General features: G+C 73.3%; 20 protein-coding genes. 8 read left to right on the top strand and 12 right to left on the bottom strand.

Features of this window, described 5'->3' with window-relative positions:
- The first annotated feature begins 26 nt into the window (after nucleotides 1-26).
- Entirely contained in the window at nucleotides 27-716 is a 690-nt protein-coding gene (locus tag FM112_RS07140; protein ID WP_087005688.1) for a LuxR C-terminal-related transcriptional regulator, read from the top strand.
- Between the two features lie 9 nt (nucleotides 717-725).
- Here FM112_RS07140 and FM112_RS07135 read toward each other — a convergent pair whose 3' ends face one another.
- On the bottom strand, nucleotides 726-1,121 hold the full coding sequence (locus tag FM112_RS07135; protein ID WP_087005745.1) for a YccF domain-containing protein: 396 nt from the start codon (nucleotides 1,119-1,121) through the stop codon (nucleotides 726-728).
- Nucleotides 1,122-1,285: 164 nt separating this feature from the next.
- Here FM112_RS07135 and FM112_RS07130 point away from each other — a divergent pair, with 164 nt between their 5' ends.
- From FM112_RS07130 to FM112_RS07120, 3 genes are read left to right on the top strand one after another with little or no spacing between them, the layout of a single operon-like run.
- Nucleotides 1,286-2,053, top strand: coding sequence for a DeoR/GlpR family DNA-binding transcription regulator (locus tag FM112_RS07130; RefSeq protein ID WP_087005685.1), 768 nt, complete (start codon nucleotides 1,286-1,288; stop codon nucleotides 2,051-2,053).
- On the top strand, nucleotides 2,050-3,054 hold the full coding sequence (locus FM112_RS07125) for a 1-phosphofructokinase family hexose kinase (protein ID WP_087005682.1): 1,005 nt from the start codon (nucleotides 2,050-2,052) through the stop codon (nucleotides 3,052-3,054). The genes FM112_RS07130 and FM112_RS07125 overlap by 4 nt, the downstream gene beginning before the upstream one ends.
- Nucleotides 3,051-5,066, top strand: coding sequence for a fructose-specific PTS transporter subunit EIIC (locus tag FM112_RS07120; RefSeq protein WP_087005679.1), 2,016 nt, complete (start codon nucleotides 3,051-3,053; stop codon nucleotides 5,064-5,066). The genes FM112_RS07125 and FM112_RS07120 overlap by 4 nt, the downstream gene beginning before the upstream one ends.
- Nucleotides 5,067-6,250: 1,184 nt before the next feature.
- On the opposite strand, the gene FM112_RS07115 is transcribed toward FM112_RS07120, so the two are convergent.
- The 4 genes from FM112_RS07115 to FM112_RS07100 all read right to left on the bottom strand — a co-directional run bounded on the left by FM112_RS07115 (nucleotide 6,251) and on the right by FM112_RS07100 (nucleotide 10,570).
- Complete coding sequence (locus tag FM112_RS07115) at nucleotides 6,251-7,369, bottom strand: hypothetical protein (protein ID WP_087005675.1); 1,119 nt, start codon at nucleotides 7,367-7,369, stop codon at nucleotides 6,251-6,253.
- A gap of 338 nt (nucleotides 7,370-7,707) precedes the next feature.
- A complete protein-coding gene (locus FM112_RS07110) occupies nucleotides 7,708-8,223 on the bottom strand; it encodes a hypothetical protein (protein WP_087005672.1) in 516 nt (171 codons plus the stop codon).
- Between the two features lie 29 nt (nucleotides 8,224-8,252).
- On the bottom strand, nucleotides 8,253-9,821 hold the full coding sequence (locus FM112_RS07105) for a polysaccharide deacetylase family protein (RefSeq protein ID WP_087005669.1): 1,569 nt from the start codon (nucleotides 9,819-9,821) through the stop codon (nucleotides 8,253-8,255).
- On the bottom strand, nucleotides 9,818-10,570 hold the full coding sequence (locus FM112_RS07100) for a hypothetical protein (protein WP_140400607.1): 753 nt from the start codon (nucleotides 10,568-10,570) through the stop codon (nucleotides 9,818-9,820). The genes FM112_RS07105 and FM112_RS07100 overlap by 4 nt, the downstream gene beginning before the upstream one ends.
- Nucleotides 10,571-11,065: 495 nt before the next feature.
- Between FM112_RS07100 and FM112_RS07095 the strand changes: the two genes are divergently transcribed.
- Nucleotides 11,066-11,752 carry a low molecular weight phosphatase family protein gene (locus FM112_RS07095; RefSeq protein WP_087005663.1) on the top strand — a complete coding sequence of 229 codons (687 nt, stop codon included), beginning with the start codon at nucleotides 11,066-11,068 and terminating at the stop codon, nucleotides 11,750-11,752.
- A 200-nt stretch (nucleotides 11,753-11,952) separates the two neighbouring features.
- Here FM112_RS07095 and FM112_RS07090 read toward each other — a convergent pair whose 3' ends face one another.
- The 7 genes from FM112_RS07090 to hemE all read right to left on the bottom strand — a co-directional run bounded on the left by FM112_RS07090 (nucleotide 11,953) and on the right by hemE (nucleotide 20,260).
- Entirely contained in the window at nucleotides 11,953-13,011 is a 1,059-nt protein-coding gene (locus FM112_RS07090; protein WP_087005660.1) for a hypothetical protein, read from the bottom strand.
- A 13-nt stretch (nucleotides 13,012-13,024) separates the two neighbouring features.
- On the bottom strand, nucleotides 13,025-14,395 hold the full coding sequence (locus tag FM112_RS07085; RefSeq protein WP_087005657.1) for a glutamate-1-semialdehyde 2,1-aminomutase: 1,371 nt from the start codon (nucleotides 14,393-14,395) through the stop codon (nucleotides 13,025-13,027).
- 91 nt (nucleotides 14,396-14,486) lie between these two features.
- Nucleotides 14,487-15,464 (bottom strand): porphobilinogen synthase, encoded by a 978-nt coding sequence (gene hemB / locus FM112_RS07080; protein ID WP_087005654.1) that lies wholly within the window; start codon nucleotides 15,462-15,464, stop codon nucleotides 14,487-14,489.
- A gap of 2 nt (nucleotides 15,465-15,466) precedes the next feature.
- The gene (locus FM112_RS07075) at nucleotides 15,467-16,330 is read right to left on the bottom strand and encodes a uroporphyrinogen-III synthase (protein WP_087005650.1); all 864 of its coding nucleotides are present in this window, start codon (nucleotides 16,328-16,330) and stop codon (nucleotides 15,467-15,469) included.
- Nucleotides 16,327-17,304 carry a hydroxymethylbilane synthase gene (gene hemC, locus FM112_RS07070; protein ID WP_254910401.1) on the bottom strand — a complete coding sequence of 326 codons (978 nt, stop codon included), beginning with the start codon at nucleotides 17,302-17,304 and terminating at the stop codon, nucleotides 16,327-16,329. Before hemC ends, FM112_RS07075 begins: the two co-directional genes overlap by 4 nt.
- Nucleotides 17,305-17,390: 86 nt before the next feature.
- Nucleotides 17,391-19,151, bottom strand: a complete 1,761-nt coding sequence (locus FM112_RS17410) for an NAD(P)/FAD-dependent oxidoreductase (RefSeq protein WP_087005644.1) — start codon at nucleotides 19,149-19,151, stop codon at nucleotides 17,391-17,393.
- Nucleotides 19,151-20,260, bottom strand: coding sequence for a uroporphyrinogen decarboxylase (gene hemE / locus FM112_RS07060; protein WP_087005641.1), 1,110 nt, complete (start codon nucleotides 20,258-20,260; stop codon nucleotides 19,151-19,153). The genes FM112_RS17410 and hemE overlap by 1 nt, the downstream gene beginning before the upstream one ends.
- Before the next feature lie 78 nt (nucleotides 20,261-20,338).
- Between hemE and FM112_RS07055 the strand changes: the two genes are divergently transcribed.
- The 3 genes from FM112_RS07055 to FM112_RS07045 all read left to right on the top strand — a co-directional run bounded on the left by FM112_RS07055 (nucleotide 20,339) and on the right by FM112_RS07045 (nucleotide 24,121).
- A complete protein-coding gene (locus tag FM112_RS07055) occupies nucleotides 20,339-21,757 on the top strand; it encodes a glutamyl-tRNA reductase (RefSeq protein WP_087005637.1) in 1,419 nt (472 codons plus the stop codon).
- Nucleotides 21,758-21,806: 49 nt separating this feature from the next.
- A complete protein-coding gene (locus FM112_RS07050) occupies nucleotides 21,807-23,129 on the top strand; it encodes an MFS transporter (RefSeq protein ID WP_087005634.1) in 1,323 nt (440 codons plus the stop codon).
- 83 nt (nucleotides 23,130-23,212) lie between these two features.
- Nucleotides 23,213-24,121, top strand: a complete 909-nt coding sequence (locus FM112_RS07045; protein ID WP_176386717.1) for a diacylglycerol kinase family protein — start codon at nucleotides 23,213-23,215, stop codon at nucleotides 24,119-24,121.
- Nucleotides 24,122-24,307 lie beyond the last annotated feature (186 nt).

The following is a 24,307-nucleotide window of genomic DNA, read 5'->3' as shown; positions in this document are numbered from 1 at the left end:
CCGCGCGGGCGCACAATACTTGATCCATGAACGACGCGAAGAGGCTCGACGGCGAGCTGATCGAGCTGCTCCTGGAGGGGCCGCCGAGCGACGAGCATCGCGCCCGGCTCGGCCAGCTCCTGCTCGACCTCTTCCGCGCCGACGTGTTCGTCTCCTACACCGCCGACGAGACGGGCCCGTATGCGCGGCCCATCGCCGTGAACGGGGCCGACGACCTCCTCTCCGCCTACGACGAGCACTTCCGCAGCGTGGACTGGCTGACGCCGCAGCTCTGCAACCGGCGCCGCGCGACGGCCGTCGTCTTCCCCGAGCGCAAGATGGACGAGTTCGTGCACGACTTCCTGCGCCGCCGCGACATGTACTTCGGCATGAACTACTTCCCGCAGTCGCCGGGCGCGGGCTCGATCGACCTGCGGCTCTGGCGCAGCCCCGACCGCGGGCCCTTCGAGGGCGGGGACGTGCTGCACCTGCAGCGGGTCGGCGATCTCATCCAGCGCCTGTGGCCCTCGGCGGCCGAGACCGGCATCGAGCTCACCAAGCGCGAGCACGAGGTGGCTCGGATGCTCACGCTGGGGATGAGCGACAAGGAGATCTGCCACTCGCTCGACATGGCGCTGAGCACGCTCCGCACCCACCTGCGCAGCATCTTCCACAAGACGGCCTCGCCGAGCCGGGCCGCGGCGGCGCACTGGTACCGCAACGCCTACTCGCGGTGAGCGCGGGCCTCAGGGCAGGAACGCGCCGCGCCCCCGCGAGCGCACGATCTCCTTGCCGAGCGGCATGAGCGCCACCGGCACGAGCTTGAAGTTGGCGATGCCGAACGGGATGCCGATGATCGTGATGCAGAGCAGCACGCCGGTGACGATGTGCTCGATCGCGAGCCAGAAGCCGGCGAAGACCACCCAGACGATATTGCCCAGCAGCGAGCCGAGGCCGCTCCTGGGGTGCTGCACGACCTCGCGCCCGAACGGCCACAGCGCGTAGCGGCCGATGCGCGCGGCGGCGATGCCCCAGGGGATCGTGATGATGAGCACGCACATGATCAGGGCCGCCAGCATGTAGCCGAGGAACAGCCAGAAGCCCGCGAGGACGAGCCAGATGATGTTGAGCAGCAGCCGCATGCCCTCATCCTGCCAGAGCATCCGGCGCGATCGTGCCGCGGGCCGGACGGGTGGGATGGAATGTGGGAATGTGTGGGTTTTTGTTGTTTCCCACATCGGTTCGGGGTAGGCTGGCCGCAGGCGACGCGGAAGTCGCCTCGATACGAGCAATGGAGCGCGGAATAATGCACGCCACGGAGCGCCACGACCTCATCGCGGGTCGCCTGCGGGAGCAGGGAAGGGTCCGCGTCGCCGCGCTTGCGCGCGAGTTCCGGGTCACCGAGGAGACCATCCGCCGCGACCTCACCTTCCTCGAGCACTCCGGCAAGGCCACCCGCGTCCACGGCGGAGCGGTCCCGGTCGGCTCGGGATCCACCATCGAGTCCACGCTCAAGGCGCGGATCGAGCAGCACGCCGAGGCCAAGCGCGCGATCGCCGAGCACGCGCTCGCGTTCATCCCGGCCGGCGCATCCGTCTTCCTCGACGCGGGCTCCTCCACGCTCGCCCTCGCGCGGCTGCTCGCGGCCCGCGGCGAGCACGACCTCACCGTCCTCACCAACTCCATCCCCGCCGCCACCGCCCTCAGCGAGGCGGGCCGGGAGCTCGAGGTGGTCGGCGGAACGCTGCGCGGCATCACGCGCGCGCTGGTCGGCCCGGATGCGGTGCAGAAGCTGCAGTCGATGCGCTTCGACCTCGCATTCCTCGGCACGAACGGCGTCTCGGTGTCGCACGGGTTCAGCACCCCGGACCAGCTCGAAGCCGCCACGAAGCGCGCGATCGTCCGCTCCGCGCGCCGAGCCGTCGTCCTCGCCGACGGATCGAAATTCGAGCGGGAACTCGTCCACCGGTTCGCCGCACTCGAGGAGGTCGACATGATCATCACCGACGAACAGCCCGCACACGAACTGCGCGAAGCGCTCGACGACGCCGGGGTGGAGGTGAGCCTGCCGTGATCGTCACCGTCACCGCCAATCCGAGCATCGACCGCACGATCGCCGTGGACGGCGCCGTCGTCCGCGGCGAGGTGCACCGCACCGGCGCCCCCGGGGACATCTCGGCGGGCAAGGGCATCAACGTCGCGCGAGCGCTGCGGGCGGCGGAGGTGGAGACCGTGGCGGTCTACCCGGCGCCCGAGGCGCATCCCTTCGCCGCGGGCGTGGCCGCCCTCGGCCTCGACTCGAGGCGGACCCCCGCCGAGGACGTGCGGGTGAACCTCACCGTGGTCGAGCCCGACGGCACCACCACGAAGTTCAACGCCCCCGGCGCCCCGCTCGAGGGCCAGCGCGCGGAGGCGCTCGAGGCCGCCGTGCTCGACCTCGCCGCGCAGGCGGACTGGGTGGTGCTCGCGGGATCCCTGCCGCCCGGGCTGCCGGAGGACTGGTACGTGCGCCTCGTGCCGAGGCTGCGCGAGCTCGGCGCCAGGATCGCCGTGGACACCTCCGGCGCGCCGCTCGCCGCCTTCACAGGGGCCGAGCATCTGCCCGATCTCATGAAGCCCAACGCGCACGAGCTCGCCTCCCTCGTCGGCGGCGACGGCGACCGGCTCGAGGCCGCCGCCGAGCGCGGCGACTTCGCGGAGGCGCTCGAGGCCACCGGCCGGCTCGTCGAGCGGGGCGCCGGCGCGGTGCTGCTCACCCTCGGCGCGGCGGGCGCGGTGCTCGCGACGGCCGAGGGCGCCTGGTTCGCCTCCCCGCCGCCGATCGTGCCCCGCTCCACCGTCGGGGCGGGCGACAGCAGCCTCGCCGGCTACCTCATCGCCCGCGCCCGCGGCGAGGCCGAGCCGCAGGCGCTCCGCCGCGCGGTCGCCTACGGCTCCGCGGCCGCATCCCTCGAGGGCACGGGCATCCCCGTTCCCGCAGACCTCGACCTCGAACGCACGCCGGTGCGCGCGCTCGCCGACTCGAACCCCAGTGACCCGCCCGAACCGGGCGTCGTGAAAGGAACCCCATCATGACCGCAACATCGTCAGGGATCATCACCCCGGCGCTCGTCCAGCTCGATATCGACCTCGGGGCCACGAAGCAGGATGTGATCCGCGAGATGGCCGCGCTCGTGGCCGCGAGCGGCCGCGCCGACGCCGAGGGCCTCGCCGCCGACGCGCTCGCCCGCGAGGAGCAGGGCGCCACCGGCATGGGCAACGGCATCGCGATCCCGCACTGCCGCTCGGCCGCGGTGAAGCAGGCCACGCTCGCCTTCGTGCGGCTCAAGCCCGCGGTCGACTTCGACTCCGCGGACGGGCCCGCCGACCTCGCCTTCATGATCGCCGCGCCCGACGGCGCCCACGACGACCACCTCGTGCTGCTCGCCCGCCTCGCCGGCAAGCTCGTGCACGCCGACTTCCTCGCCGCGCTCCGCGAGGCCACCGAGCCAGAGCAGGTCGTCGCGCTCGTCGAGGACGCGGTCAAGGACTCCGACGCCGAGCCCGCCGCGGGCGCGTCGGCGGATGCGGCGCCCGAGCACGCCGCGGCGCATGCCGCGGAGGGCGGGCCGATCCGCACCATCATCGCCGTGACCGCGTGCCCCACCGGCATCGCGCACACCTTCATGGCCGCCGATGCGATCGCGCAGGCGGGCAAGGAGCGCGGCGGCGTCGAGGTCATCGTCGAACCGCAGGGCTCGAGCGGGTACAAGCCTCTGCCCGCGGCGCAGATCGAGGCCGCGGATGCGGTCATCCTCGCCACCGACGTCGGCGTGCGCGGCCGCGACCGCTTCGCCGGCAAACCCGGCGTGGAGAGCGGTGTGAAGCGCGGCGTGAACGACCCGGCCGGCCTGATCGAGGACGCGCTCGCGGCCATCGACGACCCGAAGGGCCACCGCATCGGCGGTGGCGGCAGCGGCGAGGACGGCGACGGCTCGGGCGGCGAGGGCAACCTCAGCATCGGCAAGCGCGTCCAGCAGGCGCTGATGACCGGTGTCTCGTACATGATCCCGTTCGTGGCCGCGGGCGGTCTGCTCACGGCGCTCGCGTTCCTCCTGGGCGGCTACGAGATCACCAACGAGTTCGAGGACATCCTCGCGAACTCCTCGCTGGCCTCCCTGCCCGACGGCGGGCTGCTCGTCTACCTCGGCGCCGTGTTCGCGGCGGTCGGCGGGCTCGCGCTGAGCTTCCTCGTCCCCGCGCTCTCGGCCTACATCGCCTACTCGCTCGCCGGCCGTCCGGGCATCGCGCCCGGCTTCATCGGCGGCGCGGTCGCCGTGGCGGTGGATGCGGGCTTCCTCGGCGGTCTCGTCACGGGCCTGCTCGCCGGCGCGATCGCGGGCTGGATCGCGAGCTGGAAGACCCCGCGCTGGCTCGCGGGCCTCATGCCCGTCGTGATCATCCCGCTGCTCACCACTGCCGTGGTGGGGCTGCTCATGTACCTGCTGCTCGGCGCGCCGCTGGCGTGGCTCATGCAGGTGCTCACCGACTTCCTCAACGGCCTCACGGGCGGCTCCGCGGTGCTGCTGGGCGTCATCCTCGGGCTCATGATGTGCGTGGACCTCGGCGGCCCGGTGAACAAGGCGGCCTACCTCTTCGCGACCGCCGGGCTCTCGGCAGGCACCGAGTCCTCGATGATGATCATGGCGGCCGTGATGGGCGGCGGCATGGTGCCGCCGCTGGCGCTCGCGCTCGCCACCGCCGTGCGGGGAAGGCTCTTCACCCCGCAGGAGCGGGAGAACGGCCGCGCGGCCTGGCTGCTCGGCGCGGCGTTCATCTCCGAGGGCGCGATCCCGTTCGCGGCCACCGACCCGCTGCGCGTCATCCCCTCGATGATGCTCGGCGGTGCGGTCACCGGCGGCATGATGATGGCCTTCGAGACCACGCTGCGGGCGCCCCATGGCGGCTTCTTCGTGTTCTTCGCGATGGACCCGATCTGGGCGTTCGCGCTCTCGGTCGTGGTCGGCATGATCGTGGCGGCCATCGCGGTGATCCTGCTCAAGCAGTTCACGCGCAAGGCGGACGCGGTGCAGCCCGTCGCCGCGTAGCGGCCCTGTCGGCCGTCGAGAGCGCCGCGCGCCGGGATCCGTTCCCGGGCGCGGCGCTTCCTCGTGCCCGGGGTCCTGGTCTCGGAGTGCTCGCCGTCTGGGCCGTGCCTGTCTTGAGTCTGTTCCTGCTTGGTCTGTGTCTGTCTCGGGTCCGTCCTTGCCCGGGCCCTTCCCTGTCCCGGGTTCGCCCCTGCTTCGGTTCGTTCCGTCCGTGCTTCAGGCCCGTCCCCGCCTCAGGTCCGTCCCTGTCCCGGGCCGTGCCTGCCACGGGTCCGTCCCTGTCCTGGGTTCGTGCTTGTCCTGGGCTGTGCCTGTCCCGGGTTCGTGCTTGTCCTGGGCTGTGCCTGCCTCGGGTCCGTCCCTGCTTCGGGCCGGTCCGTCCGTGCTTCTGGCCCGTCCCCGCCTCGGACCGGCGCCGGGCCGCTTGCAGCGTGGGGGCGCTGTCGGGCCTTCCCGGCGCCGGTGGTTTCTCGGAGCCGGCGACGGTTCCGCGAGGGTCCGCACCCTCCGAACCATCCTCGATCCCTTTCCGCTGTCTTCGCCTCCCTCGGATGCGTCACAGATTGCGGTTATCCGGCACCCATAACAGCAAAGTGCGACGCATCTGTGCAGGCCGGACCGCGTCAGCGTTGACGTGGCGTTCTTCGGTTCCCCTCCATCCCCGGTCGTGGCCGTTCTCCATAGATGCGTCGCACTTTGCGGGTATGCGGCATCCATAACGACAGACTGTGACGCATCTGTGCGGGCTCGATCGTGCCGGAGCCGTTGCGGCGCTCTTCGGCTGGTGGCGGTCCTCGAGCGCGGTCACCTCCACAGATGCGTCGCAGATTGCGGGTATGCGGCGCCCATAGCGACAGATCGTGACGCATCTGTGCGGGCTCGACGGCGTCGGCGCTGACATGGCGCTCTTGGTCCGCGTCCGTCCTTCAGCCGTGGCCACTCTGCACAGATGCGTCGCAGATTGCGGTTATCGGTCACCTATAACGACAGATTGCGACGCATCTGTGCGCGCCCGATCGTGCCGGCCCTGAAGGGTGCCGCTCAGTTCGTGGGCGCCCCCTCGGTCGTGGTCACTCTCCACAGATGCGTCGCAGATTGCGGTTATCGGCCGCCTATAACGACAGAGTTCGACGCATCTGTGCGGGGGCGGCACGTCGCGAGCGCTCGCGGCCGCGGAGGGCCGCTCAGCCCGAGACGCTGAGCTCGGTCACGCGGATCTCGCCGTCGACCTCGGCGAAGTAGACCTCGTCGAGCGACTGCGCCGCCTCGAAGAACTCCTCGCGGGTTACCGTGCAGGTCTGGCCCGTGGGGCAGTGGAACGTGGCGATCTCGGCGCCGAGCGCATCCGCCCTCGCGGTGCCCGTCTGCGGATCCTCGATCGTCCACCGGTACGGATTCGGTTCCGTGAGCGTCGTATCGGTGAAGGTCAGACCGAACACGGCCACCGATCCCGTGAACTCGAGGCTCCCCTCCGTGAACGCGGCCGGGGTCGGGGCGATGGCCTCCGTGGCGAGAGGTCCGCCGTCGACGCGGACCGCGCTCGCCGGAAGGAGGCAGACCCCCTCCTCTCCGCAATCGGCGACGAACTGCTCGAAGACGGGGCCGACTCGTTCCGTGGTCGCGGGGACCGGATCTTCCCACTCCGTATCCAGATCGAACATGCCGACTTCGAGCGTCAGCTCCGGGACGGGCTCGAGCAGGAAATGATCCTCGAAGGCCACGGCGTGCTCGCCGGGCGGCAGGATCCACGTCAGGTTGCTCGGATCTGCCGGGTCGTGGAACCTCGCCCCGGTTTCCACCTGCGCCGGCGCCGCGGGATGGCTGATGCCGTCGATCACGAATCGTGCCCCGACATTCCATGTCGGGATGCGATCCGCCGCAGACCACAGGCCATCCCCCGCATCGCTGACCGTGACTTCGGTCGTGAACGTCTCGCCGAAGCAGGACCCGGTCACCGTGACGATCGCGAGATCCTCTTCGTCGTCCGCGAAGAGGAATTCCGCGACCTTGAGCTGCGGAGTCGTGTCGATGCCCTCCTCGGTCAGCTCGTCGAGCCGTTCCTCGCCCAGATCATCCGCGAGTGCGAGCTGGGCTGCCTGATCCGGGTAGTCCTGCTCGAAGCGATGGAAGTGCGAGGAGAGCGCGTTCGCCTCCGTGTAGTCGCCGTTGCAGAGGTGCCGCACCCATTCGAGCGCGGCTGCCACCGGCGGGGAATCCGGGTCGGGGGCCGCGCATCCGGTCATCCCGATCGCGCCGAGCACCACGCCCAGCAGCGCCCCGGCGCGCTTGCGATTCTGCAGCATCTGGCCCCTCCCGTCCCTGTGAGTCCACCACACGGGCGCCAGCCGAACCATGCCGGAGCGGGCGAATCCTGCCGGAGGCGGAGGAACATCGCCCTGCAGGGGGAGATGCCCTGCGGCGGGCGCCGTCCCGCCGCCAACCTCGCTGGTGCTGGTGCTGAGTGCCGAAAGTCGGATGTTGGATGCCGATGCCGATGCCGATGCCGATGCCAGGTGCCGGGCGCTCGAAGCCCGCCTCAGGCATTCACCGCAGCGCCGGTCGGGGCCGCTCGTTGCGGAACGGGAACCGCTCCGGAGCGCTCCCGGCGCGTCGATGACCGCGCCGACGCATCCGGCCGGGATTAGGAATCGGCGGATGCCCGCCGTCGAGGCCGTCGGGGCAGGAATGAGAGCGCGATCGAGGCGAAGAACGCGATGAGGCCGAGCCACAGCAGGGTCGTGCTGATCGCGCTGGTCGTCGAGTAGCCGATCTCGAACCACCGGCCCACCGCCGATCGCGTGCCGGGGTTCTCGCTATCGCCGAAGTCCTCGACGAATGCCGCGGCGATGGGGAAAACGACGAGGGCGATGAGGCCGAGCACCGCCGAGGGCAGCGGCAGCGACTTCGTCGCCCGGTTCGCCTCGGGGCCCAGCGTGAGCAGGCAGCACATCGTGGCCACCGCGGCGATCGGGATGCCGAAGACGGAGAAGACCAGTCCGCCCCAGGCGACGGTCTGCCCGTAGAAGATCGCCCGTCCGATGACGAGGAAGAAGAGCCCGATCGCCGGGGTGAACCACTGGAACCAGAACATCGCCTGCTGCAGGAGATTCGGCGCGGGATGGCGAGGGCCGGTATGCGTGTTGTCCGAGGTCGCCATCGTCCGGAGTCTACCAAGGGCGCCGGCCGCTACCGCCCCGAGTAGACGACGCCGGGCACCGCGCCGTCGAACATGCCGCTCACGGTCACGAGCTCGAATCCGCGATCGTGCAGCCCGTCCACGATGCCCGGAGTCGCCTCGATCGAGCCGTCGTGGATGGAGTGCATGAGCACGATCGACCCGGCCTCGGGCGTGCCCACCGCGTCCGCCGTGAGCTCCTCCACCGGCGGATCCTCCCAGTCGAGCGTGTCCACGTCCCACAGCACGAGCGGCTGGTCGCAGGCGCCGACCACGGCGTCGTCGAAGGCGCCGTAGGGCGGTCGCACGAGCGTCGGCGCGACGCCGGTGATCGCGGCGATCGCATCCTGCGTTCGGTCGATCTGCTCGCGGATCTCCTTCGGCTTCAGCGTCGTGAGATCGGGATGGCTCCAGCTGTGGTTCGCGACCTCGTGCCCCTCGTCCTGCGTGCGCTGCACGATGTCGGCGTTGCCGGAGACCGAGCTGCCGATGAAGAAGAACGTCGCCACCGCCCCGTGCTCGGCGAGGGAGTCGAGGAGCCCGGCCATCTCGGGATTCGGGCCGTCGTCGTAGGTCAGGGCGAGGCACGCGACCAGGTCGCAGTCGGCGTGCGCGCCGAGCACGTCGGACTGCGGCGGCTGCCACGGGCTGTCCTCGCCGAGCAGCTCGAGCGCCGACCGCCCGGAATCGTTCAGGAACGGCGCGATCGCATCGGGCGCGAAGCGGATGCGGTCGTGGTGCGCCGCATCCTCGCGCCCCGGCAGCGCCTCGAGCTCCGGCGAGTCGAAGCCGCCGGGCACGTCGAGCACGAGCGAGCCGTCGGGTTCGAGCACCCCGGCGGCGAGCGCCGCCCCGAACTGCTCGCGCGCCGCGTCGTCGAGAACCGCGGGCTCGCCGGTCGGCCAGAGCGTGAGGGCGCCGGCATCGACGCGCATCGCCTGCACCGCCTCGTGCCAGAGCGTGTCCATCGCCGCGTCGTCGAGGTCGAGCAGATCTGCCACGCTGTACTCCGCGCCCGTGAGCGCGTCGTAGTAGCTCGTCTCGAGCCGCTCGTCCTCGCCCTCGAGCGTGCGCCAGCGGATGCCGAGCATCCCGCCGCCCGCCGCGACGATCTCGCAGGTCGACACGAGGTCCGCCTCGGTCGCCGTCTCGCGCAGCTCCTCGACGGATGCCGTGGTCGCCCCGGGCGCGCAGCCGCGCGCATCCGGTCCGAGCCCCGCCCCGGCCTCCTGCGCCTGGGGCGCGTACGCGACGCCGCTCGCCGACTCCCGCTGCTCGATGAGGGCCCACTGATGCTGCTCCACGGCCTCGTTGAGCCCGTCCGCGCCGGCCACCTCGGGCCAGCGCAGGTCGACGCCGAGGTCGGTGCTGACCGTGCGGTGCTGCGTCACGCCGTCGAGCTCGGCCGGGTCGATCGATGCGAACCCGATGTCCTCGCCGGCCGCGGCGAGCTCGGAGACGCTCTCGGGGGTCCGCGGGTGCCACTCGGCGTCGGTGGGGATCGGCGCGGCGCACGCGGTGAGCGTCAGGGGCGCCGCGAGGAGCGCGGCGATCCCGAGGCGTCGGGAGCGGCGGATCATGATGCGCGCATCCCCTCGACCAGGTCGGCGAGCTCGCCCAGGTAGGGCGCGAGCTCGCCGTCCGCGCCGACGCGCACCTCGATGAACGGCGCGTCCCCGTCTCCGGCCGGGGCGACGGCGATGAGCATCTCGACGGGGTGGCCGTCGCACGACTCCGCCTGGGCGTCGCCCTCGCGGAGCAGGTGCACCACCTCCGCGCCCGAGGGCGCATGCTCCGTGGAGGCGTGCGCCGTACTCCAGCCGTCCCGCGCGGCGAGTCGTTCGAGGAGGGCGGCCGCATCGGCCGCGGGCTCGGCGGGGGCGACGCAGAGCGCAAGGGCGCCGTCGGGCGTGTGGATCGTGGCGGCATCCGCGAAGGGGCGCCGCTCGAGCGGCCAGTCGGCGGGCACGGGGATGTGCGCGACGCCCGAGTCGGCGGCGAGCTCGATCTCGCGGTCGTGATCGGCGACCGAGACGCTGACCGCGCCGATCGCGACCGGGGTGAGGGTGGTGCCGAGGAGCATCGCGGCACCGAGCAGGAGCAGCGGCAAGGGGCTGCGGCGTCGTCTGCCGTGATGGGCGGGGACGCCGCCGGTGCCGGGCGGGTTTCCGCCGCCGGGGGCGGCTGCCGCGCTCCTGGTCTCCGATGCGGGGGCGGACGCGGAGGCGCTGCGCGAGGGGATCTCGTGGCGGCCGCTCGGCAGCTCCGCCTCGGACGCGTTCTTCGAGCCGCTCATGCGATCCCACCCCCTGCGCAGTCGTGCGGGCATCGCCGGCCTTCTTCGAGGGACGAACCGATGCCGTGCTCGGATGCTATCCGCCTCGGCAGGGCGGCCGCATTGACCGCAGGGTGGAGTTTGCGGGGCGGCTCGAGGATGACGGATGGCCGCCGGCCGCGTGCCGCGTGCCGCGCTGCGGGGTTTCTCGCCCGCAGATGCGTCGCAGATCGTCGTTTTGCTCGCGCCAGAACGACGATCTGCGACGCATCTGTGCGGCACCATCACCGGGGCCGCCGAGGGAAGCGAACGCGGGGAATCCGAGCGCAGCCGAGGCCACCTGAGTACGGGCAGCACGGCCAGAATGCGGGCAGGCGGTCGCAACGCGAGGGCCCGGGCCGGGCACGAGCAAGCGGTCCTGAGCGAACGTGGAGGCGGCTGACCGGGTTCTCGCGGAGAACCGCAGCATGCTGTGACACGGGGCGACGCCGCCCCGACCGATCGACGAAGTCCCAAGCACGACGACTCCAACGAGTGAGGAACCTCGCCATGACCACGAATCCCACGCCCACGGACGAGACCGACGACCGAGTACTCCAGCGCACCGCCGCGCATCTAGCCGAACGATACGACGGCATCTTCAGCCCCGACCTCGTAGAGCGGATCGTCTACGAGTCCTATACGACCCTGCACCGGACCGCCAGGATCAAGACCTACGTCGCATCCCTCGCCGGGAACTTCGCCGAGAGCCGGCTGCGATCGCTCGCCTATTCCAAGGGGCTGCTGCAGCGGCCGCTGCCGCAGGTGCTCTTCGTCTGCGCAGAGAACGCGGGCCGCTCGCAGCTCGCGGCCGCGGCGCTCGCCGGCATCGCCGGGGACCGCGTCGAGGTGCGCTCGGCGGGAGCCCGCCCGGGCGAGGACGTGTATCCCGAGGTGGTCGAGCTGCTGCGCGAGCGCGGCCTGGACGCCGAGCACGCCTATCCGAAGCCGCTCACCGACGACGTGCTCCGCGGCGCCGACTACATCGTCTCCATGCGCAGCGGCGACGAGATCATCCGCTATCCGGGCAAGACCTACCTGGAGTGGGACATCCCGGTGCGCGCCGAGGTGAGCGCCGCGAACGTCGGCAGCGTGTTCGAGGAGGTGGAGCGCCACGTGGCCGAGCTGTGGAGCACGATCGAGGCGAAGGTGGCGGAGGACGAGCCCGACCTGCCGCAGCCGCTCGAGCCCGCCTGATCGCTGGAGCCCGCCTGGTCCCGGCCGCGCCGGTATCCGGCTGCGCGTGCTCCTGACCGCGCGGGCTCTCGCGCTCGGAGCATGGCCCGGCGCAGCCGTGCATTCCACAGATGGGTCGCAGTTCGCGGTTTTGGAGGACCCATAACCGCGAACTGCGACCCATCTGCGTGCCGAACCGCCCGGGCGCGGGCCGCCCGCGGTCAGCCCTCGTCCTCGGCGCGGACGCGCTGACGCTCGCGCTGGCCGTGGGTGAGTCGACGCACATCCGTATCGGAGTCGAACTGGGAGCCGAGCGCACCGGCCACGGTGCCCATCGCGGCGCTGAGCCACGCCACGTCCACGTAGTTCGTGAGCCGCGCCTCCGACTCGAGGACGGTCGACATGAAGCCGGGATCGATGACGACCAGGCCGGCGAGGAAGATGACCGTCGCGAGCACGAGGTACATCGCGAGCACGCACAGCGTGAGCGTGGCGATCGTGGTGGCGTTGTAGAGCATCATCACCGCCCTGCCGCGCCCGAGCGGACCCCGTTCCCAGAGCCCGTTCTTGAGCATGAGCCACGCGACCATCGTCGCGACCGCGAGCAGCGCGATGGACAGGAGACGCGCGGTGGAGAGCGCATCCGCCATCTGCCAGATCGAGTTGTAGAAGATGCCGAACGCGCCCACGGCCAGACCGGCGGCGAGCGCGCTCGAGAGCTTCGGCGCGGTGCGCCACGGCTCGTTCGCCAGCACCATGCCGAGCACGAGCCTGGGCACGCCCACGAGCGAGGAGGCGCGCAGCTCGCGGGCGGCCCCGTCCGCGCCCTCCCGCCATCGGCCTTCGACCCGCGGCGCATCAGCATCGGAGGCGACCGGCGCGGGCCGCAGCTCGAGCACGCAGCCGAGGACGGCGCGCAGCAGCCGGTTGCGCCCGCCCGCGCCGAGCGTCGGGAACGAGACGATGCCGATGCCGGGCTCGCGGATGGCCTCGGCGACGAGCGGCCTGCCCGAGCGGTACCTCGGCACCTCGGTGAGCAGCACCGTCGCGCCGACATCTCCGTACTCGGCGGCGAGCCGTCGGGCGGTCTCGGTGTCGAGCTCGAAGTCGGGATGCATTCGGATCAGCTCGATGCGGTGCCGCACCGAGACGCGCGCGTCGAAGCGGCGCCGCAGCTCGGACTCGAGACGCGGAATCGCGGCCTCGAGCCGGCGGGACGGCAGGCCCGGGTCGGAGACCAGCAGGATGCTGATCTCGGACCCGGGGGAGCGGCTCTGCATGGACGCGGGACGGCTACGGGGCCGTGGCCCCCGCGGCGGCGTCGGCCGCGGCCGGCAGCGCGGCCTCGAGGTGCGCGAGCGCCTCCTCGTCGTGGGCGGAGGAGAGGAACCACGCCTCGAACACGCTCGGCGGCGGGTTGACGCCCGCGTCGAGCAGCGAGTGGAAGAACGCCGGGTAGCGCCAGGACTCCTGCCGCTTCACCTCGTCCTCGTTCCGCGGCGCGGGGGCCCCGAACTCGTCGACGCCCGACCAGCCGAGCGCCGCGCCGTCGCCCATCGCGAACGAGAACAGGTTGCGCACGCGCTGCACCGCGAACGGCAGCCCGACGCGGTCGAACTCGCGCTTGACCGCGGCGACCACCCGGTCGGAGGCCGCGTCCACCGCGCCGTACACCGCGTCGTCGGCGAGACGCAGCGTCGCGACGCCCGCCGCGACCGCGACGGGATTGCCGCTCAGCGTGCCGCCCTGGTAGACGGGACCGTTGGGCGCGAGGTGCTCCATGACCTCGCGGCGGCCGCCGAGGCCGGCGACGGGCATGCCGCCGCCGATGACCTTGCCGAAGGTGAAGAGGTCCGGGGTCCAGCCGCCGCGCTCCTCGTCCTCCTGCTCGCGGCCCCACCAGCCCGCGGGGCCGGTGCGGAAGCCGGTGAGCACCTCGTCGCAGATGAGCAGCGCGCCGTCGTCGTGGCAGATCTCGGCGAGTCCGCGGTTGTAGCCGGGCAGCGGGGGCACGACGCCCATGTTCGCGGCCGAGGCCTCGACGATCACGGCGGCGATGCGCCCCTCGTGCTCGGCGAACGCGGCGCGCACGGCGTCGAGGTCGTTGTAGGGCAGCACGATCGTCTGCCCGCTGATCGGCGCGGGCACGCCGGCCGAGCCGGGCAGCGCGAGCGTCGCGAGCCCCGAGCCCGCGGCGGCGAGCAGCCCGTCCGAGTGGCCGTGGTAGCAGCCCGAGAACTTGATGACGAGGTCGCGGCCGGTCACCCCGCGGGCGAGGCGGATGGCGGTCATGGTCGCCTCGGTGCCGGTCGATACGAGGCGCACCTCGTCGACCGCGCCCTCGCGCACGGCATCGAGCCGCCCGACGATCGCCTCGGCGAGCTCGACCTCGCCGATCGTGGAGCCGCCCGGGCACATCATCCGCGCGGCGGTGGACTGCACGGCCTCCACGACCTCGGGGTGCGAGTGGCCGAGCAGCAGCGGGCCCCAGCCGCAGACGAGGTCGACGCGACGGTCGCCGTCGGCGTCGGTGAGCCAGGCGCCCTCGCCGCGCACCGAGAACGGGGGCGTGCCGCCGACGGAGCCGAACGCGCGGACGGGGGAGTTCACGCCGCCGGGGGTGACGGCGCGGGCACGGTCGAACCATTCGGCCGAGGTGGTCATTGGTCTCCTTGAGGGTCGGGGATGGTCGGAGCGGGAGCGCCGGGGATGCGCGGGGCCGCCCCTCCGAGGATCCCGGGGAGCGGCCTGCGGGTCAACCGCGGAGGGCGCGGGCGTATTCGAGCGCGAAGTAGGTGAGCACCGCATCCGCCCCCGCGCGCCGGATCGACACGATCGATTCGGCGACGGCGCGGTCGCGGTCGATCCAGCCGTTCTGCGCGGCGGCGACGATCATCGCGTACTCGCCCGAGACCTGGTAGGCCCACACCGGCACCTCGGAGAACGCGGCGGTGTCGGCGAGCACGTCGAGGTAGCTCATCGCGGGCTTGACCATGACGATGTCGGCGCCCTCCTCGATGTCGAGGCGCGTCTCGCGCAGGCCCTCGCGCCGGTTCGCCGGGTCCATCTGGTAGGTGCGGCGGTCGCCCTGCAGCTGCGAGTCCACGGCCTCGCGGAAGGGTCCGTAGAACGCGGAGGCGTACTTCGCGGAGTAGGCGAGGAGCACCGTGTCGTGGAATCCGGCGCGGTCGAGGGCCGCGCGGGCGGAGGCGATCTGGCCGTCCATCATGCCCGACAGGCCGAGGATCTGCGCACCCGAGGCCGCCTGCGCGAGCGCCATCTCGTCGTAGCGCTCGAGGGTCGCGTCGTTGTCCACCTCGCCGCGCACGTCGAGCACGCCGCAGTGGCCGTGGTCGGTGAACTCGTCGAGGCACAGGTCGGCCTGCACGGTGAGGGCGTCGCCCGCCTCCTCGGCCACGACGCGGAGGCCGCGGTTCAGGATGCCCTCGGGGTCGGTCGCGCCGCTGCCGATCGCATCGCGCTCGGCCGGCACGCCGAAGAGCATGATGCCGCCGACGCCGAGCTCGGCCGCCTCGTTCACGACGGGGCGGATCGACTCGAGCGTGTGCTGGTGGACGCCCGGCAGCGACGAGATCTCCTGCGCCTCGTCGAGCCCCTCGCGCACGAAGACGGGCAGGATGAGCTCGCTTGGGTGCACCGCGAACTCGCGGGTCTGGTTGCGCATCGCGACGGACTGGCGCAGCCGCCGCGGGCGGATCACTGGTTTCTGCATGACTACTCTCCTTCGGGCTCGCGGCCCTGCTCTATAGCGTCCAGCATGCCCCCGACATTGCGGTCGGCGGCCTCGTAACGCACGTGGATGCCGGCGGCGCGGGCCTCGCGCGTGGTGCGCGGGCCGATGGTCACGGCGGGGATGGTTCCGGCGGGGACGGCGGCGGCCAGGGCACGGGCGACGCTGCCGCTGGTGACGAGCGCGTAGTCGACCTCGCCGGCGAGGATGCGCTCGCGGGCCTCCGCGCCGGGTGCGAGCGGCACGGTGCGGTACGCGACGGGGTCGTCGACCCGGTGGCCGAGCGCCTCGAGGCCCTCGCGGATGGTCGGGGCGGCCTCGGAGGAGCGCGGCCAGAGGACACGGCCGGGATGCTCCGCGGGCGCCGCCGAGTCGTCGACGGACGCGCGGCCGCGGCGCAGCACATCGGCACCGCCCGCGCCGCCCTCCGGATGCGCGTCGGCACGGTTCGCCCGCGGCCCCGCATCCGGCCATTCGGCGAGCAGGCCCCGCGCCGACTCCTCCGCGGGCACGAAGGCCGGCTCGAGCCCGAGCTCGCGCAGCGCCGCGGCGGTGGCGCGGCCGACCGCCGCGATGCGGGTCGCGGCGGGCACCGCCGCATCCGTGAGCGCCGCCGCCGCGCGGGGGCTCGTGACGACCACCCACGCGTATCCCCCCGCCGCGAGCCGCGCGAGCGAGGGGGCGATGGGAACGGCCTCGAAGCCGATGAGCGGGCACACGATCGGCTCCGCGCCGCGGGACCGCACCGAGGCGCTCGCCTCCTCGCCCCAGGCGCCGCCGCGGGGCAGCAGCACGCGCGCGCCGGCGAGGGCAGATCGCGCGCGTTCCGAGGAGGGCAGGGCGGTCATGCGCCGATGAAGTCGGCGGCGCCCTGCGCGAAGAGCGACTCGACGAGCTCGAGCGCGAGCCGGGCCGGCGCGTAGTCCTCGCGCGCGATCTCCCCGCGTGCGCGGGCATCCGACTCCCGCGGCACCGTCGCGAGGCCCACGGCGATCTCGCCGCGTGCCTCGGCCACCGCATCCTGCCCGTAGACGCGCGCGAGCACGCTCAGGGCGCCGCCGTCGACTCGGCCGAAGACGCCGACCGGGGCCTGGCATCCCGCATCGAGGCCGTTGAGCACGGCGCGCTCGGCGTCCACGGCCGCGCGGGTGGCGGCGTCGTCGAGCTCGAGGAAGGCGTCATCGGCGTCGTGCCAGTCGTCGCGCACCTCGACGGCGAGCGCGCCCTGTCCCGGCGCGGTGGGGAAGTCCTCGAGGGGGAGCCGTTCGGAGATCGCCTCGGTGCGGCCGACGCGGCTGAGGCCCGCCGTGGCGAGCAGCACCGCATCGAGCTCGCCGTCGCTCACGAAGGCGAGGCGGGTGTCGACGTTGCCGCGGATGTCGTGCAGCTCGAGGTCGGGGCGGAAGCTTCGCAGCTGGGCGCGGCGGCGGGGCGAACCGGTGCCCACCTTGGCGCCGCGGGGCAGCTCCTCGAACTTCAGGTCGTCGCGGGCGCACAGCGCGTCGCGGGGATCCTCGCGCGGCGGATGCGCGGCGAGCCGGAGCCCCGGCGCGGGGGCGGTGGGGAGGTCCTTGAGCGAGTGCACGGCCACGTCCACCTCGCCCTGCTGCAGGGCCTCTCGGAGCTCGGTGGCGAACACGCCCTGACCGCCCAGGGTGGAGAGGGAGGCGCGATTCACGTCGCCGTGCGTGGTCACCTTCACGATCTCGTACGGCCGGCCGGTGAGGCGGGCGAGGTCCTCGGCGACCATCGTCGTCTGCGCGACGGCGAGCTTCGACCCGCGCGTGCCGATCCGGATCGGTCCAGAAGAAGATGCACCCATGCCCTCCATCCTCCCACACGGATTTTGGCCGCGAATGGTCGTTCTGAGCCGGGGAGAACGACCATTCGCGGCCAAGATTCGGAGGGCTATCGCAGGATGCGCTCGGCGGCGCGCTCCGCGCCGGGGATAACGGAGGCGAGGCCGGTGCCGTCGATCCAGGTGCCGCAGGCGTCGAGGCCGGGCAGGGCGTCGAGCTCCGCGCGGATGCGCTCGAGCTGCGCGGCCCTGCCGACCCGGGCCGCGGGGGCGGGCATGCGCCATTCGCGACGCGCGAGCCCGCGCAGCCGGGATGCGTCGAGCGGCACGTCGAGGATGCGCGAGGCGTCGGCCAGCGCGAGCGCCGCGACCTCCGCATCCGGGAGCCCCGCCGTGAGGGCCCGCGGGGGAGGGGCGAAGCCGCCGTCGTGCTCCTCCGCCGGCGGGCGCGGCTCCGTCGTGACAGGCGCCGCGGCGCCCTGCTCGTCCGATCGGGCGGGTCGCGGGCCGTAGCTCAGCCGGAGCACGTGCGCGCCCGCGGGCGTCCGCTCGTCGAGCCACGGCCACTTGGCGGTGACGTGCGTGAGCGCCTTCGCGGCGACCCCGGGGGCGTCGGCGACGAGCACCCCCGTGCCGCGCGGCGCGCCGTCGAGCTCCGGCGCCTCCACGAGCAGTGCTACGACCTCCGAGGGCACGGGATCGGCGGCGTCGCCGATCGCCGAGGCGGTCGTGACGAGCACGCGGTCGAAGTGCTCGCCGCCGGCCCGCCCGTGAGCGCTCCCCGAGGGGCGCTCGGCGAGCCAGCCCCGTCCGAGTCCCGGGACGGAGCCGGAGCCTGGGTCCGAGCCGGGGCCTGCATCGAGGTCGGTCGCCGCGGGCAGGAAGCGGATGACGGGGCCGGAGGCGGTGGGGCACGGACGGACGACAGGGCCGGCGGCGGGGCGAGGACGGACTGCGGAGCCGTCGCGAATCGCGGCGGGCGCGTCGAGCCGGATATCGACGCCGAGCCGGACGCAGTCTGCCGCGAGCGCGTCCACGAGCCGCTGCATCCCGCCGCGGATGCCGCGGACGAGGGCGCCGGGAGAGGCCGCGCGGCGCTGCGAGGCGATGGCGAGCGAGAGCGATCCGTGCTCCGCGAGGCGGTCGATCAGCCCCGGCGCGAGCACCCGGTGGTCGACCAGCGAGGGGTCGAGCGAGTACACCCCGCGGGTCACCGGCGCCACGAGCCGATCGAGCACGAGAGGCCCGAAGCGGGCGCGGACGAGCTCCGCGAGGTTCTCGGCATCCGCGCCCACGGCGGGGTCGAGCGAGGCCTCGGCGCGGACGGCCTCGACGCCCTCGGGGCCGACGGCCTCGAGGAGCCCCGGCGCATCCGGGCCCGCGGGAATGCCGAGCAGGCCGCCCTTGGGCAGGGGATAGGCGCCCGCCGCCCCGAGCCCCCAGGAGCCGAGGGCTCGCGGCTCGACGAGCTCGTTCTCGAGCCCGAGCGCGCGGATGAGGGATTCGACCGCCCCGCCGCGCACGGCGAAGGCCTCCGCGCCGATGTCGATCGCGAGAGGATCCCGGACGGCCTCGAGGGGCGTCGCGGCATCGCCCTGGACGCGGGCATCGTCCGTGTTCGCCTCGCCGGTGAACCGGGCGAGCGGATCCGCCTGCCACGATCCGCCTTCCTCCGAGTCATCCCCGTGCTTCCGCGAGCCATCCGCGGAAGTGACGCCCACGCGCATCCCGCCCCCGAGCATCCCCCGCTCGAGCAGGCCGCCGAGCCGCGACGAGCCCTCGAAGAGCACGACCTCGGCGCCGTCGAGCGCGAGCCGGCGGGCGGCGGTGAGCCCGGCCATCCCGCCGCCGATCACCGCGACGCGGGTCATCAGGCGAGCCCCTCCCCGGGCAGCGTGTGGACGAACTCGACGAGGCGCGTGAGCACGGCCGGGTCGGCCTCGGGCGGCACGCCGTGGCCGAGGTTGACGATGTGCGCGGGCGCGGCGGCGCCGCGGCGGACGACGTCGCGCACGTGCTCCCGCAGCACCTCCTCGGGCGCGAAGAGCGCCGCGACATCGATGTTGCCCTGCAGCGGCACGCCGGGCAGGCGGCGCGCGGCCTCGTCGAGCGGGATGCGGTCGTCGACGCCCTGCACGTCGCCGCCCGCGGCGTGCATGTCGGCGAGCAGCTCGCCGGTGCCGACGCCGAAGTGGATGGAGCGGACGCGCTCGCCCCCGGGCGTCTCGAAGGTCGCGGCGCGGCCGAGCGGGATCGCGCTCGAGGCCGAGACGGAGGAGCGGTAGGTCTCGCGCGAGAGCGAGCCTGCCCAGGAGTCGAAGAGCTGGACCACGGAGGCGCCGGCGAGGATCTGCGTCTCGAGGAACGCCGCCGAGATCTCGCCGATCGCGGTCGTGAGCTCGTGCCAGGCCTCCGGCTCGGCGCGCATGAGCGACCGCGCGCGCAGGTGGTCCTTGGAGGGGCCGCCCTCGACGATGTAGGCAGCGAGGGTGAAGGGCGCGCCCGCGAAGCCGATGAGCGGCGTCGCGCCGAGCTCGGCGACGGTGAGGCGGACGGCCTCGGCGATGGGCGCGAAGAGATCGCCGCCGCTCTCGCCGCGCAGCCGCGCCGCGAACTCGCGCACGCCCCGCGCATCCCGCACCGGATCCGCGAAGACCGGGCCGCGGCCCGGCACGATCTCGACGTCGATGCCCGCGAGCCTGAGCGGCACGACGATGTCGCTGAAGAACACCGCGGCGTCCACGCCGTGGCGGCGCACGGGCTGCAGCGTGATCTCGCTCGCGAGGGCCGGGCGCAGGCAGGCCTCGAGCATCGGCACCCCCTCGCGCACCTCGAGGTACTCGGGCAGCGAGCGGCCCGCCTGGCGCATGAACCAGACCGGGAGCGCCGCGGAGCGCTCGCCGCGGGAGGCGCGCACGAGCGGCGCAGCGGCGGTGCGCCCGTCGACGAGAGGGTGGTCCGAGGGCAGAATGGTGCTCATCCGACCATTCTGGCGCATAACCGAGGCGGGCGGCCCGGCCGCGCTTAATCCTGCGAACTGGCGTAGAATCGAGCAATCATGCTGGTCTGTCTTAGCGCAAATCATCGTTCGGCCGGGTTCTCGCTGCTCGAACGGTTCAGCGCCGTTTCCGTCCCCTCGCTCGAAGCGCTCATCCGCGTTTCCGCCGAGACGGCCGGCGGGGTCGTCCTGTCGACCTGCAACCGCTTCGAGGTCTACCTCGACGTCGAGTCCGAGGCGCACTTCGAGCGCTTCCTGCCCGCGCTCGCGGCCACGCTCGACTCGAGCGTCGACGACCTGCGCGCCTGCACCACCGTCCACCTCGAGCAGGACGTGCCGCGGCACCTCTTCGCCGTCTCGAGCGGGCTCGAGTCGGTCGCGCTCGGCGAGGAGGAGATCGCCGGGCAGGTGAACCGCGCCCTCGAGGGGGCGCGGGACGCGCACCTCACCACGAGCGACCTCGAACGGCTCTTCCAGTCCGCCGCCACGACCTCGAAGGGGGTCAAGGCGCACGCCCACCTCGCCTCGCAGGGCCGCTCGCTCGTGAGCCTCGCGCTCGACCTCGCCGGCTCGCAGGTGCTCGACTGGTCGCGCGCGCAGGTGGTGCTCATCGGCACCGGCACCTACGCGGGCGCCTCGCTCAAGGCGCTGCAGGACCGCGGCGTCGGCCGCGTGGGCGTGCACTCGCCCTCCGGACGCGAGCACACCCTCGGCGAGCGCTACGAGATCGCCGACATCGAGGCCGCGCGCCTGCCCGAGTGGCTCTCGAGCGCCGACCTCGTCATCACCTGCACCAACACCGAGACCTACGTGCTCGGCTACGACTCGGTGCGCAACGCGCGGCTCGCCCCAGGGTCGAGCGAGCGCCTGCTCATCGTCGACATGGGCATGCCCCGCAACGTGGACCCGATCGTCGGCAAGCTCGACTCGGTCGACCTGCTCGACATCGAGACGGTCCGCCAGCACGCCCCGCTCGAGGACCTCGGCGCGACCGAGCTCGCCCGCTGCATCGTGGCCCGCGCCGCCGCCAAGTTCGAGGAGGAGCGCCGCGAGCACGAGTCCGCGCGGGCGCTCGCCCAGTTCCGCGGCGTCGTGCAGAGCCGCGTCTCGCACGAGATCGAGAAGACCGGCGCCGAGGACAAGCTCGCCGCGGCGATGCGCCGGCTCGGCAACGCGCTGCTGCACCCCACCACGATGCGCGTCAAGGAGCTCACCCGCGCCGGCCGCACCGAAGAGGTCATCGCCGCGCTCAACCTGCTCTACGGGGACGGCGAGCCCGTGCCCTCGCGCGTGGACGAGCGGGGCGCCGCGGCCGCATCCGACGCGCTCGCCGCCGCAGCCGGCGAGGCCGAGCGCGCGCCCGCATCCTGCCCCTTCGCGGGGATGCTCGCCGCGACCACCGCGCCCCGGGGCACCACGGCGCTCTACAGCGCCTGCTCGGCCGCGTGCCGCAGCGACCAGGCCTGCCGGGTCCGATAGGGGTGCGCCGGCGCCGAGCGCGTCCCGCCCCGCCCGCCGGCGACGGCCGATGACCGCGCGGCGGCGCCTCGTCGACCTCAGCCCGCTCCGGGTATCGCCGGCCTTCGCGCGCCTGTGGATCGGCTCGGCCGTGACCGGCATCGGCACGCAGCTCACCGTCGTGGCCGTCGGCCTGCAGGTCTACGCGCTCACGCACTCCACGCTCGCGGTCTCCCTCGTGGGCGGGGTGGCGCTGCTGCCGATGATCCTCGCCGGGCTGTGGGGCGGGATGCTCGCGGACGTGTTCGACCGCCGCCGCGTGCTGCTCGTCTCCACCCTGGTCGGCTGGATCGCGACTCTCGCGATCGCCGGGCTCTCCTTCTACTACGCGTCCGCCGGCGGCGGCTCGATCCTCGAGATCGTCCCGCTCTACGTCGCCACCACCGTCAACTCCGTGGCGGGGACGGTGAGCGGCGCGACGCGGACCTCCGTGTACCCGCGCATCCTCCCGCTCGACAAGGTGCCCGCGGCCGCCGCGCTCAGCGGCATCTCCCTCGGCATCCAGCTCACCGCCGGCCCCGCGCTCGCGGGCATCCTCGTCGCCGCCGTGGGCCTGCCCGTCACCTTCCTCGTCGACGTGGTGCTGTTCACCGCCGGCTTCCTCGGCGTCGTGACCCTGCCGCGCCTCCGGCCGCTCAGCGAGCCGTCCCGACCGGGGCTGGCCGCCGTGCTCGACGGACTGCGGTTCCTGCGCCGCGCACCGAACATCCGGGCCGGATTCCTCATCGACCTCGTCGCGATGACCCTCGGGCGGCCGTACGTGCTGCTCCCGGCCGCCGGGGCGCTCGTCGTGGGCGGCGGCGCGGTGACCGTGGGCGTCCTGACCGCCGCGGCCGCCACGGGCACCTTCCTCGCGAGCCTGTTCTCGGGGCCCGTCTCACACACTCGGCGCTACGGCATCGCGATCGGCGGCGCCGTCATCGTCTACGGCGGATTCATCGGGCTCTTCGGCCTCGTGCTGCTGCTCGCGCAGCTCGGAGCGCTCGGCCCCGCGGGGGCGGACTGGTCGCAGGTGAACTGGACTGCGCTCGTGCTCGCGGGGATCGCACTCATGGGCACGGGCGCGGCCGACGAGGTGAGCGCGATCTTCCGCTCCTCGATGCTCCTCACCGCGGCGCCGGACGAGATGCGCGGCAGGCTCCAGGGCATCTTCACGGTCGTGGTCACGGGCGGGCCGCGGCTCGGCGACCTCTACGCCGGGGTGCTGACCTCGCTCGTGGCGCTGTGGTTCCCGCCGCTGCTCGGAGGGCTGCTCATCATGCTGCTCGTCGCGACGCTGCTGCGGCTGCTGCCCGGATTCCGGGCGTACGACGCCGACGACCCGCGCCCCTGAGCAATTGCGGGCCTCCGCCCCGATATGCTCCATACGCCGCGCGGCGCCGTCAGCGCCGCGCCCCGCACGTACGAAAGGCCGCCGTGATCGTCTACGCCCTGAATCCCGCCGCGGGCCGGGGCGCGGAGCATGGCGTCGCCGACTGCGAGGGCGTGCGCCTCGTGCGCGGCGCGGGCTTCGCCGAGCTGCGGGAGCGCACCGCCGCCGCGCTCGCGGAGGGCGCTACGGCTCTGGTCGTGCAGGGCGGCGACGGCATGGTCTCGCTCGGAGCCTCCCTCGTGGCGGGCACCGACGTGCCGCTCGGCGTGGTGCCGACGGGCACCGGCAACGACTTCGCGCGCTCCGCGGGCATCCCCCGCGGCGGGGCGGCGCGGGCGCGGTCCCGGCTGCTCGCGGACCTGCGCGACCGGCGGTGCCGCCATCGGCGCGTGGACGTGCTGCGGTACCGGCTGCGCGTCGGCGATGTCGTGACCGAGGGGGTCGCGGTCAACTCGATCGATATCGGCTTCGACGCCCTCGTGAACGAGCGGGCGAACGAGCTGCGGCATCTCTCCGGCACCGCCCGGTATCTCGTGGCGCTCGCCCGCTCCGTGCGCGAGTTCGAATCCGCCGAGTTCGAGGTGGCGCTCGACGGGGCGGCGCCGGAGCGGCGGCGCACCCAGCTGCTCGCGCTGCTGAACGGCCGCACCGTCGGCGGCGGGGTGCCGCTCATCCCGCAGGCGCGCATCGACGACGGGCTGCTCGACGTGCTCACCGTATCCGGGCTGGGCCGGCCCGGCCTGCTCGCGCTGTTCCCGCTCGCGATGCTCGGGCTGCACCGCGGCCTGCCGCCGGCGCGCTTCGACCGGGGCCGGCGGCTGCGCGTCGAGGTTCCCGCGGGCGTGCCGATCTACGCCGACGGCGAGCGGCTCCGGGCCTCCGGCGCCGAGGGGGCGGCGCTGCTCGAGGCACGGGTCGATCCGGGCGCCCTCCGCCTCGTGCGCCACGCCTGACCCGGCCGCCTGCTGCGGCCCTGCATGTGCGGTGTCCGCCGGGTCCGCCTCCTGCTCGGGTCCCCGCCGATCGTTTGCGCGCTCTCCTGGCCGGATCTGCACTAGGAGGGCTGTTTCGGGCTGTTGAGGTCGGAAAACGGGGGTATGGGGCTCTCAGCGGCGTCCTAGTGCAGATCGGCGACTCTG

The sequence above is a fragment of the Gulosibacter sp. 10 genome, from assembly GCF_900163695.1.
Classification (GTDB): domain Bacteria; phylum Actinomycetota; class Actinomycetes; order Actinomycetales; family Microbacteriaceae; genus Gulosibacter.
Note: the sequence above shows the minus strand (reverse complement) of the source record. Positions and strands in the feature narration are given on the sequence as shown.